The organism is Mycobacterium terramassiliense (assembly GCF_900157385.1).
Lineage (GTDB): Bacteria > Actinomycetota > Actinomycetes > Mycobacteriales > Mycobacteriaceae > Mycobacterium > Mycobacterium terramassiliense.
The window spans coordinates 381,111-398,111 of the sequence record NZ_LT717698.1; the positions used below are offsets into that span (position 1 = coordinate 381,111).

Consider the following 17,001-nt stretch of genomic DNA (forward strand, 5'->3'; position numbering starts at 1 on the left):
TCGGTGGCGGCGGGCACGGCATTCACTCTAGGCACTTGGTGTGACGAGCCCTGGCGTGCCCAAACAAGCGCTTGGTAGTGTTGGCGGGTGCCCGAGGTCACCAGCCAACAACCCGCGATCGACGGATGGTTCGCCACCGACGAGGCCGGCAGCCCCCATTTGATCGGCAGCAAGTGCCCCGAGTGCGGCACCTACGTCTTCCCGCCCCGGGAGAACAACTGCCCCAACCCGGCCTGCGCCAACGACGCGCTGGAGTCCGTTGCGCTGTCGGCGCGCGGGACTTTGTGGAGCTACACCGAAAACCGTTACGCGCCACCGCCGCCGTACCCGTCCCCGGACCCCTTCGAGCCGTTCGCCGTCGCCGCGGTGCAGCTGGCCGACGAAGGTTTGATCGTGCTCGGCAAGGTGGTCGAGGGCACGCTGGCGGCCGACCTGAAGGTCGGCATGGAGATGGAGCTGACCACCATGCCGCTGTTCACCGATGACGACGGCGTGCAGCGCATCGTGCATGCGTGGAAGGTGGCCTGACCATGAACACGCCCGAACCGCTCTACATCCTCGGCGCCGGAATGCACCCCTGGGGCAAGTGGGGCCGCGACTTCACCGAATACGGGGTCGTCGCCGCGCGCGCCGCGCTGGCCGAGGCCGGCCTGGACTGGAGCCAGATCCAGCTGGTCGCCGGGGCGGACACCATCCGCAACGGCTACCCGGGGTTCGTCGCCGGCGCGACGTTCGCGCAGAAGCTGGGCTGGAACGGCATCCCGGTCAGCTCGAGCTACGCCGCATGCGCCAGCGGCTCGCAGGCGCTGCAGAGCGCGCGGGCCCAGATCCTGGCCGGGTTCTGCGACGTCGCGCTGGTGATCGGCGCGGACACCACGCCGAAAGGCTTCTTCGCCCCCGTCGGCGGCGAACGCCGCAACGACCCCGACTGGCAGCGCTTCCACCTCATCGGCGCCACCAACACGGTGTATTTCGCGCTGCTGGCGCGGCGGCGGATGGACCTCTACGGCGCCACGCTCGAGGACTTCGCCCAGGTGAAGGTCAAGAACTCCAAGCACGGGCTCAACAACCCGAATGCCCGCTACCGCAAGGAGAACTCGATCGAGGACGTGCTGGCCAGCCCCGTGGTCTCCGACCCGCTGCGGCTGCTGGACATCTGCGCCACCTCCGACGGGGCGGCGGCGCTGATCGTGGCGAGCAAGTCGTTCACCGAGAAGCACCTCGGCTCGGTCGCGGGCGTGCCGGCGGTGCGCGCGGTCAGCACCGTGACCCCGCACTACCCCCAGCACCTCCCCGAATTGCCGGACATCGCAACGGATTCCACCGCGGCGGTGCCCGCGCCCGAGCGCGTTTTCAAGGATCAGATCCTCGATGCGGCCTACGCCGAAGCGGGCATCGGGCCCGAGGACCTCAGCCTGGCCGAGGTTTACGACCTGTCCACCGCCCTGGAGCTCGACTGGTACGAGCACCTGGGGCTGTGCGCCAAGGGCGAGGCCGAGGGGCTGCTGCGCAGCGGTGCCACCGCCATCGGCGGCAAGATCCCGGTCAACCCGTCGGGCGGGCTGGCCTGCTTCGGCGAGGCCATCCCGGCCCAGGCCATCGCGCAGGTGTGCGAGCTGACCTGGCAGCTGCGCGGCCAGGCCACCGGCCGGCAGGTGGAGAACGCCACCGTCGGCGTCACCGCGAACCAGGGCCTGTTCGGGCACGGCTCGTCGGTGATCGTGGCGCGCTAGTCGCCGGTCGCCTCTTCCGTCGAGTGTGGGCACACGGCTTTCGGTGTGTACCCAGGGCGGGATCTGGGCGGTTTTACCGCCCTGGACTCACACGCGAAGCCCTCACACCACAATCAATGCCCGACTCGCCTCGATCGCACCGAAAAGCGGCACCCGCCGTCGGCCGAGACTGCGACCAGCGGGTCGAAGCGCCCAAATTCGCGATCTGAGCGCAGTTCCGACGGCTATGCCCGCTAGCCCGATTCCTCTTTGGGCGCGTCGCCGAGGGTTTCCAGCACGACCTCGGCCACCCGCTTCATCGTGGTCCGCCGGTCCATCGCCGCGCGCTGAATCCACTTGAAGGCCTCGGGCTCGGTCATGCCTTGCTTGGTCTGCAGCAGGCCCTTGGCGCGTTCGACGACCTTGCGGGTCTCCAGCCGGTCGGACAGCGTCGCCACCTCGCGTTCCAGCTCGGTGATCTCGCTGAACCGGCTGAGCGCCAGCTCGATGGCCGGGATCAGGTCGCTGATGGTGAACGGCTTCACCAGATAGGCCATCGCGCCCGCGTCGCGGGCCCGCTCGACCAGGTCGCGTTGGCTGAACGCGGTCAGCACCACGATCGGCGCGATGCGCTTGCTGGCGATCTCCGAGGCCGCGTCGATGCCGTCGCGCCGCGGCATCTTCACGTCCATGATCACCAGGTCGGGCTGGTGGCGCTCGGCCAGTTCGACGGCTTCCTGGCCGTCGCCGGCCTCGCCGACGATCTCGTACCCCTCCTCTCGGAGCATTTCTGCCAGGTCCAGCCGGATGAGCGCTTCGTCTTCCGCGATCAGGACCCGGCGCGGCGCAGCGGCGTCGGTGTCGGTCGTGGGGCCTGTCATGACGGACATTGTGTCCTGCACGCCCACGACCAGCGCACTCGGGGGCGGTGAGAATCGATCGGCGCGCCGATCCTCTATGGTGGGAGGCTGCCCAGCCCTCGTATCCCAACTGGCAGAGGAAACGGACTCAAAACCCGTCCAGTGTGGGTTCGAATCCCACCGAGGGCACTCCCCACCCATGCTGTACACCATCGGGCACGGCGCGAAAACCGCCGACGAACTCACCGCCGCGCTGCGGCAACACGGCATCACGCTGCTGGTCGACGTGCGCAGCTTCCCGGGCTCGCGCCGCAACCCCGACGTGTCGAAGGAAGCGATGCCGGGCTGGCTGGGCACCGCCGGAATCGCCTACCGCCACGAGCCTGACCTCGGTGGGCGACGCAAACCGCCGGTTTCCCCGGTGCCGCGGGACGAGTGGTGGGAGAACCGCGCATTCGCCAATTACGCGGCGCATACCCGCACACCAGGCTTCCAGGCGGCCTTCCGGCGGCTGCTAAAAGATGCCGAGGCCGGCGACGTCGCCGTCATGTGCGGGGAACCGACCTGGTGGCGCTGTCACCGGCGGATGATCGCCGACCTGGCCGCCCGGGACGGCCACCCGGTGCAGCACATCATGCCCAATGGCTCGCTGGCGCCGCACCGGCCGTCGGAGTGGCTGACCCACGAGCTTGGCTAGGACAAACGGCGAGGTCAACGGTTAGGCTTTGATGGTGGTGGCCAAGAAATGCGGGGCCCCACCCCGGAAAGACGGCTCGTCGAATCGCCCGGACTGCGTGGCCGCGGTGCGGGCGCAGACGCGCGACCGCAACCAGCACTACGCGGCCAGCGCCGCGCGCCGGGGCCGGATCCTCATGATCACCGCGTGGCTGGCCGTGATGGTCAGCGTGAGCTTCGTGCTCGTCCAGATCGCCACCGATTCCTGGACGTGGCAGGTCAGCTCGATCAACGTCATCGGCGCCATGGTCTTCGCGATGGTGCCGTGGCTGCAGCGATTCGGCGAATTGGTTGCGCCGCTTACCTTTATCGGCGCCGCCTACGTCTCGGTGTTCGCCAGCTGCCTGGACGTGGGCACCGGTTCGGGGTCACAGTTCTTCTTCCTGGTCGGCGCCTGCATCGTGGTGCTGCTGCTGGGCATCGAGCACATCGTGCTGGCGGCCGCGCTGGCGGCCGTCGCGGCCGGGCTGATCATCGCGGTCGAGTTCCTGGTGCCGGAAAACACCGGGCTGCAGCCCGCCTGGGCCCAGTCGGCGGGGTTTGTCGTCACGGCCATCTCCAGCGTCGTGATGGTAGTCGTGACGGTGTGGTTCGCCCTGCGTGACACCGCGCGGGCCGAGGCCGTGATGGAGGCCCAGTACGACCGCTCCGAGACGCTGCTCGAAAACATGTTGCCGGCCAGCATCGCCGAACGGCTCAAGGAGCCGGGCCGCGGCGTCATCGCCGACAAGTACGACGACGCAACGGTCTTGTTCGCCGACATCGTCGGGTTCACCGAACGCGCCAGCGCCACCCCGCCTGCCGATCTGGTGCGCTTTCTCGACCGCCTTTACGGCGCTTTCGACGCCCTGGTGGACAAGCACGGGCTGGAAAAGATCAAGGTGAGCGGCGACTCGTACATGGTGGTCAGCGGCGTCCCGCGCCCGCGGCCGGACCACTCCCAGGCGCTGGCGGATTTCGCGCTCGACATGGCCAATGTCGTTGCGGGACTGAAGGATCCGCACGGCGAGCCGGTGCCGCTGCGCGTGGGCATGGCGTGCGGGCCGGTGGTTGCGGGTGTGGTGGGTTCTCGCCGGTTCTTCTACGACGTGTGGGGCGACGCGGTCAATGTCGCCTCCCGGATGGAAGCCACCGACTCGGTGGGCCGGATTCAGGTGCCCGAGGAGCTGTATGAGCGCCTCAAAGACGAATTCGTGCTGCAGGAGCGGGGCAGCATCGACGTCAAGGGCAAGGGCCCCATGCGCACCTGGTATCTGATCGGCCGCAAGGCAACCGAGCAATCCGCGGACCTGCGTTCCGAGGAACCGCGCACCGCGCGCGTGTGAGCCGAAAGTCCCTATCCCGCGCCCCGCGGGGTGTGTCAGACTGCGGCCATGCAAACCACTCCTGGAACCGCTCCGGTTCCAAGCTTGTTGCCGCACTTATGGAAATCGACGCTGGTGTCGGGAATCCTGTCGCTGATCGTCGGCGCCGTGATCCTCGCGTGGCCGGGGATCACGATCCTGGCAGCCGCCGTCGCGTTCGGCGTCTACCTGTTGATCACCGGCGTCGCGCAGGTGGTGTTCGCGTTCAGCCTGCATGTTTCGGCGGGCAGCCGGATCCTGCTGTTCATCAGCGGGGCGGCGTCACTCATCCTCGCAGTCTTGGCGTTTCGCCATTTCGGCCAGGGCTACGCCGTGTTGTTGCTCGCCATCTGGATAGGCATCGGTTTCATCTTCCGCGGGGTCGGTACGACGGTCTCGGCCATCAGCGATCCGGCGCTGCCCGGGCGCGGGTGGTCGATCTTCGTCGGCGTGATCAGCCTGCTCGCCGGAATCGTCGTCCTGGCCTCGCCGTTCGATTCGATCGTCACCCTGGCGCTCGTGGTCGGCGTGTGGTTCGTGGTGATCGGCGTGTTCGAGATCGTGTCTTCATTCGGCATTCGCAAAGCGTCCAAACAACTCGGTGGGCAAGACATAGCGCCGGTCTGACCTAACTACTACACTGTGTCGTAGCTGGCCGTAGTCTCAGGAGATGACAATGAATGTCGTCGATATTTCGCGGTGGCAGTTCGGTATCACGACCGTCTACCACTTCATCTTCGTGCCGCTCACCATCGGCCTGGCCCCCCTGCTCGCCATCATGCAGACGGTGTGGGTGGCCACCGGCAACGCCGCGTGGTATCGCCTCACCAAGTTTTTCGGCAAGTTGTTCCTGATCAACTTCGCCATCGGCGTGGCGACGGGAATCGTCCAGGAATTTCAGTTCGGGATGAACTGGAGCGAGTACTCCCGCTTCGTCGGCGATATCTTCGGCGCCCCGCTGGCGATGGAGGGCCTGTTCGCCTTCTTCTTCGAGTCCACCTTCATCGGCCTGTGGATCTTCGGGTGGAGCCGGCTACCGCGGCTGGTGCACCTGGCGTGCATCTGGATCGTCGCGATCGGCGTGAACGTGTCCGCCTTCTTCATCATCGTGGCGAACTCGTTCATGCAGCACCCGGTCGGCGCGCACTACAACCCGGCGACCCATCGCGCCGAGTTGGACAGCATCTCCGCTTTGCTCCGCAATAACACTGCGCTTGCTGCCTTTTCGCACACCGTGACCGGATCGTTGTTGACCGCCGGGACGTTCGTCGCCGCCGTCAGCGCGTGGTGGCTGATCCGCTCGCGCACGCCGGGGTCCACCCTCCCCGAGGCGGACGCCCGCAACGTGTTCCGCCCCGCGGCCATCCTGGGCTGTTGGGTGGTGCTGCTCGCCGCCGCCGGCCTGTTCTTCACCGGCGACCGTCAAGGCAAGCTGATGTTCGTTCAGCAGCCGATGAAGATGGCGTCGGCGGAATCGTTGTGCAGCACCGAAACCGATCCCAACTTTTCCATCCTGACCGTCGGCACCCACAACAACTGCGACAGCATCACCCGGGTGATCGAGGTGCCCTACGTGTTGCCGTTCCTGGCCGAGGGCAAGACCAGCGACGTGACGCTGCAGGGGGTGCGCAACATCCAGCAGGACTTCGAGCATCGATTCGGACCCAACGATTACCGGCCCAACCTGTTCGTCACCTACTGGTCGTTCCGCGCGATGATCGGATTCCTGGCCGTTCCGGTGTTGTTCGCGCTGGCCACCTTGTGGTTCACCCGGGGTGGCCGGGCGCCCGATCGGCGTTGGTTCTCCTGGCTGGCGCTGCTCACCATTCCCACGCCGTTCCTCGCCAACATCTCCGGATGGGTCTTCACCGAGATGGGCCGCCAGCCATGGATCGTCGCTCCGAACCCGACCGGGGACCAGCAGGTCCGGTTCACCGTTCGCCAAGCCGTTTCCGACCACGCCCCCGGCATGGTCGTCACGTCCCTGGTGACCTTCACCCTGGTCTACGCGGTGCTCGCGGTCATCTGGTTCTGGCTGCTCAAGCGCTACGTCGTCGAAGGCCCGCAGGAACACGACGCCGAACCGGCACCGCCTCGCGCACCCAGCGACGACGAGGTGGCCCCGCTTTCGTTCGCGTATTAAGGAGCTGACCGGTGGCATTGCAACAGTTGTGGTTCGGCATCATCGGATTGCTGTTCCTCGGTTTCTTCATCCTCGAAGGTTTCGACTTCGGCGTCGGCATGTTGATGGAGCCGCTGGCCCGGTTCAGCCTTTCGGACGTCGGTGAGCCGGAACTGCAGCGGCGCACGGTGCTCAACACCATCGGCCCGGTGTGGGATGGCAACGAGGTCTGGCTGATCACCGGCGGCGCGGCGATGTTCGCCGCGTTCCCCGGCTGGTATGCCACGGTGTTCTCCACGCTGTACCTCCCGCTGCTGGCGATCCTGTTCGGCATGATCCTGCGCGCGGTGGCCATCGAATGGCGCGGCAAGGTCGACGACACGAGATGGCGCGGCTGGGCCGATTTCGGGATCGCCGCCGGGTCGTGGCTGCCCGCGGTGTTGTGGGGCGTGGCGTTCGCCATCCTGGTCCGCGGGCTGCCGGTGGACGCCGCCGGCCACATCCACCTGTCGATCACCGACGTGCTCAACGTTTACACGCTGCTGGGCGGCCTGGCCACCGCGGGGCTGTTCTTGTTCTACGGCGCGGTGTTCGTCGGCCTGAAGACCTCGGGCACGATCCGCGACGACGCGCACCGATTCGCGGTGCGGCTGTCGCTTCCGGTCACCGGACTGGTTGCGGCGTTTGGGCTTTGGACGCAGCTGGCCCACGGCAAGGGCTGGACGTGGTTGGTGCTGGGCGTCGCGGTTGTCGCGCAGCTGGCCGCGGTGCTGTTGGTGTGGCGGCGCGCGTCGGACGGGTGGGCTTTCGCCTGCACGGCGTTGGTGGTCGCCGCCGTCGTCGTCCTGCTGTTCGGCTCGCTGTACCCGAACCTGGTGCCCTCGACGCTGAACAGCCAATGGAATGTCACGATCTACAACGCGTCGTCGACCCCCTACACACTCAAGATCATGACCTGGGTGACCGCGATCATGGCGCCGCTGACGGTGATCTACCAGGCGTGGACGTATTGGGTTTTCCGGCAACGGATCTCGTCCGACCGGATACCGCCGTCGATCGGGCTCGCGAGGCGTCCGTCCTGAGCGGCCGGGCGCCGCTGGACCCACGGCTGTGGCGCGCATCGACCGCGTTGCGGCGCTATCTGCTCGCCAGCGTGGGCTGCGGGGTGGTGATCTCGGGCTGCGCGATCGGCTCGGCGATCGTGCTGGCGGGCACCGTCGCGCGCATCGTCGGCGACCCCTCGGCGCGCGGCCTGCGTTCCTGGCTTTCGCCGTTGTCGATCCTGTTGGCGCTGTGGGTCTTTCGCACGCTGACGCAGTGGCTGCAGGCCCGTCTTGGTCAGCGGGGCTCCAGCGCGGTCATCGCCGACCTCAACGGGCAGGTTCTCGCGGCGGTGACCGCCCGCCAGCCACGCGAGCTCGCCGCCCAGCGCGATGCCGCCGCGGTCGTGGTCACCCGCGGCCTCGACGGGTTGCGCCCCTACTTCGCGGGATACCTGCCCACCCTGCTGCTCGCCGCGATCCTGACCCCGGCGACCGTCGCCGTGATCGCCGCCTACGACCTGAAATCGATGGTGATCGTGGCGATCACCCTGCCCCTGATCCCGATCTTCATGGTGTTGATCGGGATCGCGACCGCCGACCGCTCGGCGGCGGCCCTGGAGGCCATGACGACCCTGCAGGCCCGATTGCTGGACCTGATCGCCGGCATCCCGACACTGCGGGCGCTGGGACGCGGCCGGGGCCCCGAACATCGCATCGCCGAACTGGCCGCCGCCCATCGGCGTTCGGCGATGGCGACGCTGCGGATCGCTTTCCTGTCGGCGCTGGTGCTCGAATTGCTGGCCACCCTGGGCGTCGCGCTGATCGCGGTCGGCATCGGCCTTCGCCTGGTGTTCGGTGAGATGACATTGACCACCGGGCTCACGGTGCTGCTGCTGGCGCCGGACGTCTATTGGCCGCTGCGCCGGATCGGCGTGGAATTCCACGCCGCCCAGGACGGTAGGACCGCGGCCGACAAGGCGTTCTCCCTCATCGGCGAGCCGGCCGACCCGACGGTGCGCGACCAAACCGTGAACGCGCGCGGCGGCGAGATCCGCGTGGAAAACCTCAGCGTGGCGGGCCGGGACGGCCGCGCGCCGCGCGATCTGACCGCGGCCATCGAACCCGGCCGGGTGACGGTGCTGACCGGACCCAACGGCGCCGGCAAGAGCACCACGCTGCAGGCCATCGCCGGGATCACCGCGCCGTCCGCGGGCCGGGTCACCGTGGGTGGAGTCGACGTCACCGACCTGGCCCCGGCGGCGTGGTGGCGGCAGCTGTCCTGGCTGCCGCAGCGCCCGGTGCTGGTCCCCGGCTCCGTGCGCGACAACCTGCTCCTGCTCGGGCCGCTGGCCGACCTCGACGGGGCCTGTGCCGCATCCGGTTTCGACGCGGTGCTGGCCGACCTGCCCGACGGGATGGACACCCTGCTCGGGCGCGGGGGCGTCGGGCTGTCGCTGGGACAGCGCCAACGGCTCGGCCTCGCGCGGGCGCTCGGGTCGGCGGCCCCGGTGCTGCTGCTCGACGAGCCGACCGCGCACCTGGACGCGCGCACCGAGCAGCGGGTCCTGCGGGCCGTCGTCGAGCGGGCGCGCGCCGGCGCGACGGTGGTCGTCGTCGGCCACCGCGAGCCCGTCGTGGCCATCGGTGACCGGGTGGTCCGGGTGGCCGCCGAGGCCGGGGTGGATCATGCCGCGGTCTGATCCCCTCCCGACGATCGCAAGCGCGGCGAAGCCGGGCGACGCGGGTCGCCGCCAGCCCGCGCTCGTAGACGCGTTCACACTGCTGCGCCCGCGGCTGACCAGGATCCTAGCCGCCATCGCGCTGGGCGTGCTGTCGCTGGGCAGCGCGCTTGCCCTGGCCGGGTTTTCGGCGTGGCTGATCACCCGGGCCTGGCAGATGCCGCCCGTGCTGGACCTTTCGGTCGCGGTGGTCGCGGTGCGCACGTTCGCGATATCGCGGGGCGTCCTGCACTATTGCGAGCGGCTGGCCACCCACGACACCGCGCTGCGCGCGGCCGGCACGGCCCGAGCGCAGATCTATCGCCGGCTCGCCCGCGGGCCCGCGGCATCCGCCGTCCGGCTGCACAGCGGCGAGCTGGTGGCCCGGGTGGGCGCCGACGTCGACGAGCTGGCCAACGTCCTGGTGCGCGCCGTGGTGCCGATCGCCGTCGCGGCGGTGCTCGGGTTGGCGGCGACCGCGGTGGTCGCGGTCATCTCGCCGCCGGCCGCGGCGGTGCTGGCGATGTGCCTGCTCCTCGCCGGCTTCGTTGCCCCGCGGCTTGCCGGGCGGGCCGCCGTCGCGCAGGAAGAGCTTGCCCGGCAACACCATTCCGATCGCGACACGTCTGCGATGATCGCCCTCGAGCACGCCCCGGAGCTGCGCGTCGCCGGCGCCCTGTCCGGCGTCATCGCCGATGCGCAGCGCCGCCAACGCGACTGGGCCGACGCCCTCGACGCCGCGGCGCGACCGGCCGCCGTCGCCGAGGCGATGCCCACCGCGGCGATCGGGGCCAGCGTGCTCGGCGCCGTGGTGGCCGGCATCGCGCTGGCGCACACGGTCGCGCCCACCACGCTGGCGGTGCTGATGTTGTTGCCGCTGTCCGCTTTCGAGGCGACGACGGCGTTACCCGCCGCGGCGGTGCAGCTGACGCGGTCGCGGATCGCCGCGCGCCGCCTGCTCGAGCTGGCTCCCCCCGAGAGCCCGACGGTGCCCGGCGAGGCGGTCCCCGCCGGCGGGACGCTGTTTGCCGATGTCCGCTCCGGTCACGACGGCGCGTCGCGAGCGGTCCCGGTGCGCCTCGGCCTGCCGCCGGGCGCCCGGCTTGCGGTCACCGGAGCCAGCGGTTCGGGCAAGACCACGCTGCTGATGACGCTCGCCGGGCTGATCCCCCCGGTCGACGGGCGGGTGACGCTGGACGGAACCGACATCAGCCGCTTCGATGAAGACGAATTCCACAGGACGGTAAGCTTTTTCGCCGAGGACGCGCACGTCTTCGCCACCACCGTCCGGGACAACCTGCTGGTGGCCCGCGGCGACTGCCGCGACGACGAGCTGACCGCGACGCTCGACGCCGTCGGCCTCACCGGGTGGCTGTCCGGCTTGCCGGAGGGCCTGTCGACGGTGTTGACCGGTGGCGCGCAGGCGCTTTCGGCGGGCCAGCGCAGGCGGCTGCTGCTGGCCCGCGCAGTGCTTGCACCGGCCCGCATCGTGCTGCTCGACGAGCCGACCGAGCACCTCGACGCGGTCGACGCCGAACGGGTGCTGTGCGAACTGTTGGGCCCAACGTCCACGCTGATGTCGGCCCACCGGACCGTCGTGGTGGCTACTCACCAGCTGCCCAAGGGCATCGGCTGCCGCGAAATGCGAATCCGTCAGGCGCAGTTGTCCTGACCGGCCGCGGCTCAGTTCTCGGTGGCCAGCACGTCACGCACCGCGGCGTCGACCGTGTTCAGCAGGTCGGGGTCGATACCGACGCGGCCGCGCACCAATATCGACGCGCTGTTGACCGGCGGCAGCCCCTCGGCCAGGCACAGCCCGTCGGGAAGCTTGCCGATCATCGGCAGCAGCGCGACGCCCAGCCCCGACCGCACCGCCGCGTAAAGACCGGACAGATCGCCGCATTCGGCGGCGATGTCGTAGGCGATGTCGCGCTTGTCCAGCGCCGAGAACGCGGGCTCGCGCAACGTACACGGTTCGGAAAAGATCACCAGGGGCAGCGGATCCCGAGTCGAGGCCGCGAAGGTTCGCGCTGAAATCCATTGCAGCCGAACGAGTCCGGACGCGTTGGCGCGATCCAGTCCCGCCCCGTCGAGCATGATCGCCAAGTCCACCAGCCCGCGTTCGATCGAGTCGGCCAGCGACACATTGCGGTCGAGCCGGAAGCGCACCCGCCGGTCGGGAAGTCGCTCACGCAACGCGCTGGTCAGGCCGGCCAGCATCACGTCGGCGCCGTGCTCGGTGGCGCCGATCGTCAACAGCGCCGGCTCGGTGGCGCCCAGGTCGTCGAGCGCCGCGTCATGCGCGGACAGTATCGCGCGGGCATGCCGCAGCACCTTGTGTCCCGCCTCGGTGAACACGATGCCGCGGCCCGAGCGTTCGACCACCGTCTGGCCGATCACCGCCTCGATTCGGCGCAGGTGCTGACTGACCGCGGACTGGCTCAGGTGTAGCGCGGCGGCCGCACGGTGAAACCCGCCACAATCGGCGACGGCGACGAGGCTGCGCAGCGGCGCGATGTCGAGGGCCTGGGCCATTTCCGCACCATAGTTCGATTCGTATGAATGATCAATAGCGGGCATCGCGGGCTGGAAGTGCGTTTGCTCCCCGCTGACCGATAAGTGCTGACGATCATTCATGACCGCCAATAATCGTTGGACTGAATGGGTTGACCAAGCGAGCATGGTGACATGGACTTGCCACGCATGCCGCTGTCCACCGCCTCGGCGGTGACATTCCTCTACGCGATCGGTTATCCCATCGGCGCGCTCGCGGTGGCCGCGATGACCCCGATGGCCGCCCTCGTGCTGCGGTTCGGATTGGCGGCTTCGATCCTGGCGGTCTGGACCGTGGTGGCGCAGGCGCCCTGGCCGCGCGGGGCGCGGCTCGGTCACGTCGTGATGGCCGGCCTGCTGATCCAAGGGGTCCAGTTTTGCAGCCTCTACGAGGCCGTCGAGCTCGGAGCGCCGGCGGTGCTGTGTGCGGTGGTCATCGCGATGAATCCGGTCACCACGGCGATCCTCACGACCGTGTTCCTGCGGGAGCCGCTGGGTCTGCAGCGGCTGGCCGCGCTGGCCCTGGGCGTCGCCGCGGTGCTCGCCGCATGCGCCCGGCGGCTGATGGCCACCCACGGCGTCGACCCCGTCTTCTTGCTGCTTGTGCTTGGCCTGCTTGGCCTTTCGGCCGGCGGCGTCTACCAGCAGCGCTTCTGCGCCGGAGTCGACTTCCGGGCGATCAGCGCGGTGCAGAACGCCGTCGGCCTCGTGCCGGCCGCGGCGCTCGCCGCCTGCACACCCTTCACCGTGCACAACGCGGCCAAGGCCGCCGTCGCGGTCAGCGCCGTGGTGCTGTTGAACGCCACGCTGGCGGTCAGCCTGTACGTGCGGGCCATCAACACGCACGGCGCGGCGGCGGTGGCGATGCTATTTGCCGTCATTCCGGCGGTCGCCGGCGTGCTGTCATGGGTGATGTTGGGGCAGCGCCCGGACGCCGGTGTCGCGGTCGGCCTGCTCGTCGGCGGGCTCGCCTGCTGGCTCAACAGCCGGGCAGCCACCCGGCCCCGCCCGGCGAACGCCGCCGAACCCGAAGCGCTTCACCAGACCTGCGCCGTCGGCTAGAGGTGACGCCGGCGTGGCATGAACTCCAGCGTCAACAACACGACGATCAGCGGGAGCAGCTGCGTCATCGAGATCACCGCGTAGCGCCGGGCGTCCATGGCGTGGAACTTGCGCACGTAGCGGAACAACGACTCCAGCGCGATCAACGGGTCGAGGATGTGGATCAGGCGGTAAAAGACGCGCTGCAGCCGACCGCGATCCTTGTCCTCGAAGATCTCGGGGAACGCCGCGAAGGACAGCGATACCCGCTGCGCGCCGGCGTCTTTGGCGGCCATGATCATGTCGACGCTGAGCCGCTCGTCGATGCCGTTGGGCGATCCGCGGCGACGCCACGGGACGTCGAGGCTGACATCGCTGCCACCGCCGGCGGTCGCGTAGCGATGGAAGCCCTGCACGCACCCCTCGGCGTCCCGGGCGATGATGAGCTTGATTCCGGGGAACCGGCCCTCCAGCACGCCGTCGAGGTTCATGTAGAAGCCGCGATCGTGGTGGGCGCCGCTGGGGGACGCCCGCACCACGTCGGTCAGCTCCGCGAGCAGCCTGTCGTCGAGTCCCTGCTCGTCCACGATTTCGGTGGTGATGCCGAAGTTGTGGGTGCGCTTCACGGCCTGGCGCAGGTTGCGGAACTTGCGGCCCACCATCTCGAAACCCTCCACGTCGACGACGACGTCGCGGCCGATCGGTATGGCCCGCAGCGATTGCCCGATGACCGCGGGGTCGCGCCACAGGCCGAGTCGCCGCTCGCTGCAGCCCACGACGGCGATCCGCCAGCCGTGGGTGTGACACATGGCGGCAAAATCGGCGACCAACTCGGGAAATTTCGCTTCGTCACCGATGGGGTCGCCGCCGACCGCGGCGTATCCCAGCCGGGTCCGGTACGCCAGCGCGGCCGTCCCGTCGGCGGTGAAGTGGTAGCACTTGCCGGTCTGCATCGCGAAGGGCGCGAGCGGGTCGTCGTCGGTGACATCGATCAACGACCACACCCGGGGCAGGTCCGCGGCTCGCGGATGCGCCGACGTCGGCCACATCAACACGATCCCGGACCCGACGATCAGCACGTTGCCCAGCAGGTCGAAGGACAGCACGTGCGCCCCCAGCCCCGCCACGACGAACAGCGCAGCGGCGGTGGCGTGCATGGTCGTCACCGGGCGACCGAGGAAGATGCCGCGGGCGAGGAACGCGACCGCGCCCAGCACCGTCAGCGACCAGCCCAGCCGGTCGGTGTAGTGCCAATCCGGCTGCTGGTGGTGCCGGGCGAGGATGACGACCAGCCAGCCCGCCGCGCAGAGCAGGGCCGACGCGCCGACCCAGCGGGCTGCCAGTGAATCGACATGGACGACAACGCGTTCTCGCGCGCGGGGCTTCGCTGCGACGTCGACCGGTCCGTTCACTTCACCTCCCGATGCGATCAGCTCCCATTCGCACCGAATACCCGGCTGGTTGGAACTTACCCCCGATCACGGCCGCGGTGGGCCCAAATCAGGCGGTCTTCCTGCGGGTATGCCGTACTGTGACCTGTCTATCGCTGGGCGGGCGGGAAATATAACAGCAGGCCTTCCTGCGAGACCGTGGCGATGGCTTGGCCGGCCGGGTCGAAAAAATGCCCGGTGCCCAGCCCGCGCGAATCCGCGGCCACCGGCGACGACGTGGAGTACAGCACCCAGTCGTTGAAGTTGACCTGCCGGTGAAACCACACGGAATGGTTGGCGGACGCGGCAAAGATGCGGTCGAAGCCCCACGACAGCCCGTGGGTGGTGATGACCGAGTCCAGCACCGTGGTGTCCGAGGAGAACAGCATGGTCGCGGTGTGCAGCACCGGGTCTTCGGGCACCGTACCCAGTGCCTTCATCCAGACCCTGTTGTGCGGCAGCCGCTCGCCCTTGTCGCGCATGACCCAGGAGGGATCGTTGGTGAAGCGCCATTCGATCGGCTGCAGGGCGTTGACGAAGTGCGGGACGACCTTTTCGTAGCCGCGCAACAGCTCGCCGAGCGACGGCTGCGTGTGGGGCTGCGCCACCTGCGGGGGGTCGACGGCGTGCTCGAGGCCGGGGCCCCCCGCCATGTAGGAGATCAGCGCCGAGGACAACACGATGCCGTCCTGCACGGCGTCGACGCGCCGGTTGGCGAACCGGCGCTCGTCGCGCAGCCGGGTCACGTGGTATTCGATGTCTTTGGCGGTGTCCCCGCCGTTGACGAAGTGCACGGACAGCGCGCTCGGCGGCAGGCCATCCTGAGTCAGCGTGCGGCTGCTGGCGACGAACGACTGCGCCATGAGCTGGCCGCCGAACGTGCGCATCGGGTTCTTGCTCGGATGGGATCCGACGAACCGGTCGTCGGCGACCCGGTGGAGGTCGAGTATCGCCAGCAGTTCCTCGAAATCAGAATTGGTGCTGATCGCGGCATCTCCTATTGGGTCCTGCGGGTCCACGCGCTAGACGTCGTCCTCCCCGATCCGGTGCACGTGGATCAGATTTGTCGACCCTACTGTGCCAGGTGGCGCGCCGGCGACGATGACCACCAGGTCGCCGCGCTTGTAGCGGCCGAGCTCGAGCAGCGACTTGTCGACCTGGCGGATCATGCCGTCGGTCGACGTCATCATCGGGACGATGAAGGTTTCGGTGCCCCAGGTCATGGCGAGCTGGCTGCGGACCTCGGGCCACGCGGTGAAGGCGAGCAGCGGCAGCGGGGTGTGCAGGCGCGCGAGCCGTTTGACGGTGTCACCGGATTGGGTGAAGGCGACCAAGGCCTTCGCGTCGAGCCGCTCGCCGATGTCGCGGGCGGCGTAGGAGATCACGCCCCGTTTGGTGCGGGGCACGTGCGTCAGCGGCGGCGCGGCGGTGGAGTTCTCCTCGACCGCGCAGACGATGCGCGACATCGTCCGAACCGCGGCCATCGGATACTTGCCCACCGACGTCTCCCCCGACAGCATCAACGCGTCGGCGCCGTCGAGCACGGCGTTGGCGACGTCGGAGGCCTCGGCCCGGGTGGGCCGCGAGTTCTCGATCATCGAGTCGAGCATCTGGGTCGCCACGATGACGGGTTTCGCGTTCTCCCTGGCGATTTGGATCGCCCGCTTCTGCACCAGTGGAACCTCTTCGAGGGGCAGCTCGACACCCAGGTCGCCGCGGGCCACCATGATGCCGTCGAATGCCAGCACGATGGCTTCCAGGTTGTCGACGGCTTCGGGCTTTTCCAGCTTGGCGATCACCGGGACCCGCCGCCCGATCCGGTCCATCACCTCGTGCACGAGCTCGACGTCGGACGGCGAGCGCACGAACGACAGCGCCACCAGGTCGACACCCAGGTTGAGCGCGAAGGTCAGATCCTCGATGTCTTTTTCCGATAGGGCGGGGGCGGACACGTTCACGCCGGGCAGTGAAAGGCCCTTGTTGTTGCTCACCGGCCCGCCTTCGACGACGGTGCAGACCACGTCGTCGCCGTCGATGGCCTCCACCACGAGGCACACCTTGCCGTCGTCGACCAGGATGCGGTCACCGACCACGGCATCCTTGGCCAACTTTTTGTAGGTGGTCGAGACGCGGTCGTGGCTGCCTTCGCATTCGGCGACGGTGATGCGGACCGTTTCCCCGTCCGCCCAAAACGTGGGGCCGGTGGCGAAGCGTCCCAGCCTGATCTTGGGGCCCTGCAGGTCGGCCAGCACGCCGACCGCGCGGCCGGTCGTGTCGGAGGCGGCCCGCACGCGGTCGTAGGCGGCCTTGTGGTCGGCGTAGTCCCCGTGGCTGAAGTTCATTCGAGCGACGTCCATTCCGGCCTCTACCAGCGCCAGGATCAGTTCGTCGGAGTTTGTTGCCGGGCCTAAAGTGCAGACGATCTTCCCGCGTCTACTCACGGC

Annotated in this window: 15 protein-coding genes and 1 tRNA gene; 11 read left to right on the forward strand and 5 right to left on the reverse strand. The window is 68.8% G+C overall.

All coding sequences use genetic code 11. The features are described 5' to 3' along the window. Nucleotides 1-87: 87 nt before the first annotated feature. Both MTAB308_RS03790 and MTAB308_RS03795 read left to right on the forward strand, forming a co-directional pair. The gene (locus tag MTAB308_RS03790) at nt 88-528 is read left to right on the forward strand and encodes a Zn-ribbon domain-containing OB-fold protein (protein WP_077098021.1); all 441 of its coding nucleotides are present in this window, start codon (nt 88-90) and stop codon (nt 526-528) included. Beyond that, a complete protein-coding gene (locus tag MTAB308_RS03795; RefSeq protein WP_173842116.1) occupies nt 525-1,733 on the forward strand; it encodes a lipid-transfer protein in 1,209 nt (402 codons plus the stop codon). Before MTAB308_RS03790 ends, MTAB308_RS03795 begins: the two co-directional genes overlap by 4 nt. A 233-nt stretch (nt 1,734-1,966) precedes the next feature. Here the strand turns inward: MTAB308_RS03795 and MTAB308_RS03800 are convergent, their stop codons facing one another. Then, the gene (locus MTAB308_RS03800; protein ID WP_077098188.1) at nt 1,967-2,593 is read right to left on the reverse strand and encodes an ANTAR domain-containing response regulator; all 627 of its coding nucleotides are present in this window, start codon (nt 2,591-2,593) and stop codon (nt 1,967-1,969) included. 94 nt (nt 2,594-2,687) lie between these two features. On the opposite strand from MTAB308_RS03800, the gene MTAB308_RS03805 reads away from it, so the two are divergent. The 8 genes from MTAB308_RS03805 to cydC all read left to right on the forward strand — a co-directional run bounded on the left by MTAB308_RS03805 (nt 2,688) and on the right by cydC (nt 11,205). Beyond that, nucleotides 2,688-2,761, forward strand: a tRNA-Leu gene (locus tag MTAB308_RS03805). Between the two features lie 10 nt (nt 2,762-2,771). Continuing rightward, entirely contained in the window at nt 2,772-3,269 is a 498-nt protein-coding gene (locus MTAB308_RS03810) for a DUF488 domain-containing protein (protein ID WP_077098025.1), read from the forward strand. A 34-nt stretch (nt 3,270-3,303) separates the two neighbouring features. Further along, complete coding sequence (locus tag MTAB308_RS03815; protein ID WP_077098190.1) at nt 3,304-4,632, forward strand: adenylate/guanylate cyclase domain-containing protein; 1,329 nt, start codon at nt 3,304-3,306, stop codon at nt 4,630-4,632. Nucleotides 4,633-4,662: 30 nt separating this feature from the next. Next, on the forward strand, nt 4,663-5,277 hold the full coding sequence (locus MTAB308_RS03820; RefSeq protein WP_108637180.1) for an HdeD family acid-resistance protein: 615 nt from the start codon (nt 4,663-4,665) through the stop codon (nt 5,275-5,277). 49 nt (nt 5,278-5,326) lie between these two features. Continuing rightward, entirely contained in the window at nt 5,327-6,793 is a 1,467-nt protein-coding gene (locus tag MTAB308_RS03825; RefSeq protein WP_077098029.1) for a cytochrome ubiquinol oxidase subunit I, read from the forward strand. 11 nt (nt 6,794-6,804) lie between these two features. Then, complete coding sequence (gene cydB / locus MTAB308_RS03830; RefSeq protein WP_077098032.1) at nt 6,805-7,854, forward strand: cytochrome d ubiquinol oxidase subunit II; 1,050 nt, start codon at nt 6,805-6,807, stop codon at nt 7,852-7,854. 47 nt (nt 7,855-7,901) lie between these two features. Then, the gene (gene cydD / locus MTAB308_RS03835) at nt 7,902-9,515 is read left to right on the forward strand and encodes a thiol reductant ABC exporter subunit CydD (protein WP_077098034.1); all 1,614 of its coding nucleotides are present in this window, start codon (nt 7,902-7,904) and stop codon (nt 9,513-9,515) included. After that, nucleotides 9,502-11,205: a thiol reductant ABC exporter subunit CydC gene (gene cydC / locus MTAB308_RS03840; RefSeq protein ID WP_083746432.1), complete on the forward strand. Its 1,704-nt coding sequence runs from the start codon at nt 9,502-9,504 to the stop codon at nt 11,203-11,205. The genes cydD and cydC overlap by 14 nt, the downstream gene beginning before the upstream one ends. 11 nt (nt 11,206-11,216) lie before the next feature. On the opposite strand, the gene MTAB308_RS03845 is transcribed toward cydC, so the two are convergent. Continuing rightward, a complete protein-coding gene (locus MTAB308_RS03845; RefSeq protein ID WP_077098036.1) occupies nt 11,217-12,068 on the reverse strand; it encodes a LysR family transcriptional regulator in 852 nt (283 codons plus the stop codon). 168 nt (nt 12,069-12,236) lie between these two features. Between MTAB308_RS03845 and MTAB308_RS03850 the strand changes: the two genes are divergently transcribed. Next, the gene (locus tag MTAB308_RS03850) at nt 12,237-13,148 is read left to right on the forward strand and encodes a DMT family transporter (RefSeq protein ID WP_077098194.1); all 912 of its coding nucleotides are present in this window, start codon (nt 12,237-12,239) and stop codon (nt 13,146-13,148) included. On the opposite strand, the gene MTAB308_RS03855 is transcribed toward MTAB308_RS03850, so the two are convergent. The 3 genes from MTAB308_RS03855 to pyk all read right to left on the reverse strand — a co-directional run bounded on the left by MTAB308_RS03855 (nt 13,145) and on the right by pyk (nt 16,998). Further along, complete coding sequence (locus MTAB308_RS03855; RefSeq protein WP_077098038.1) at nt 13,145-14,539, reverse strand: bifunctional lysylphosphatidylglycerol flippase/synthetase MprF; 1,395 nt, start codon at nt 14,537-14,539, stop codon at nt 13,145-13,147. The two genes, MTAB308_RS03850 and MTAB308_RS03855, sit on opposite strands and share 4 nt — an antisense overlap. Before the next feature lie 128 nt (nt 14,540-14,667). Beyond that, nucleotides 14,668-15,543: an acyl-CoA thioesterase II gene (locus tag MTAB308_RS03860; protein WP_173842117.1), complete on the reverse strand. Its 876-nt coding sequence runs from the start codon at nt 15,541-15,543 to the stop codon at nt 14,668-14,670. Nucleotides 15,544-15,579: 36 nt separating this feature from the next. Beyond that, complete coding sequence (gene pyk, locus MTAB308_RS03865; RefSeq protein WP_077098040.1) at nt 15,580-16,998, reverse strand: pyruvate kinase; 1,419 nt, start codon at nt 16,996-16,998, stop codon at nt 15,580-15,582. Nucleotides 16,999-17,001: the final 3 nt, after the last annotated feature.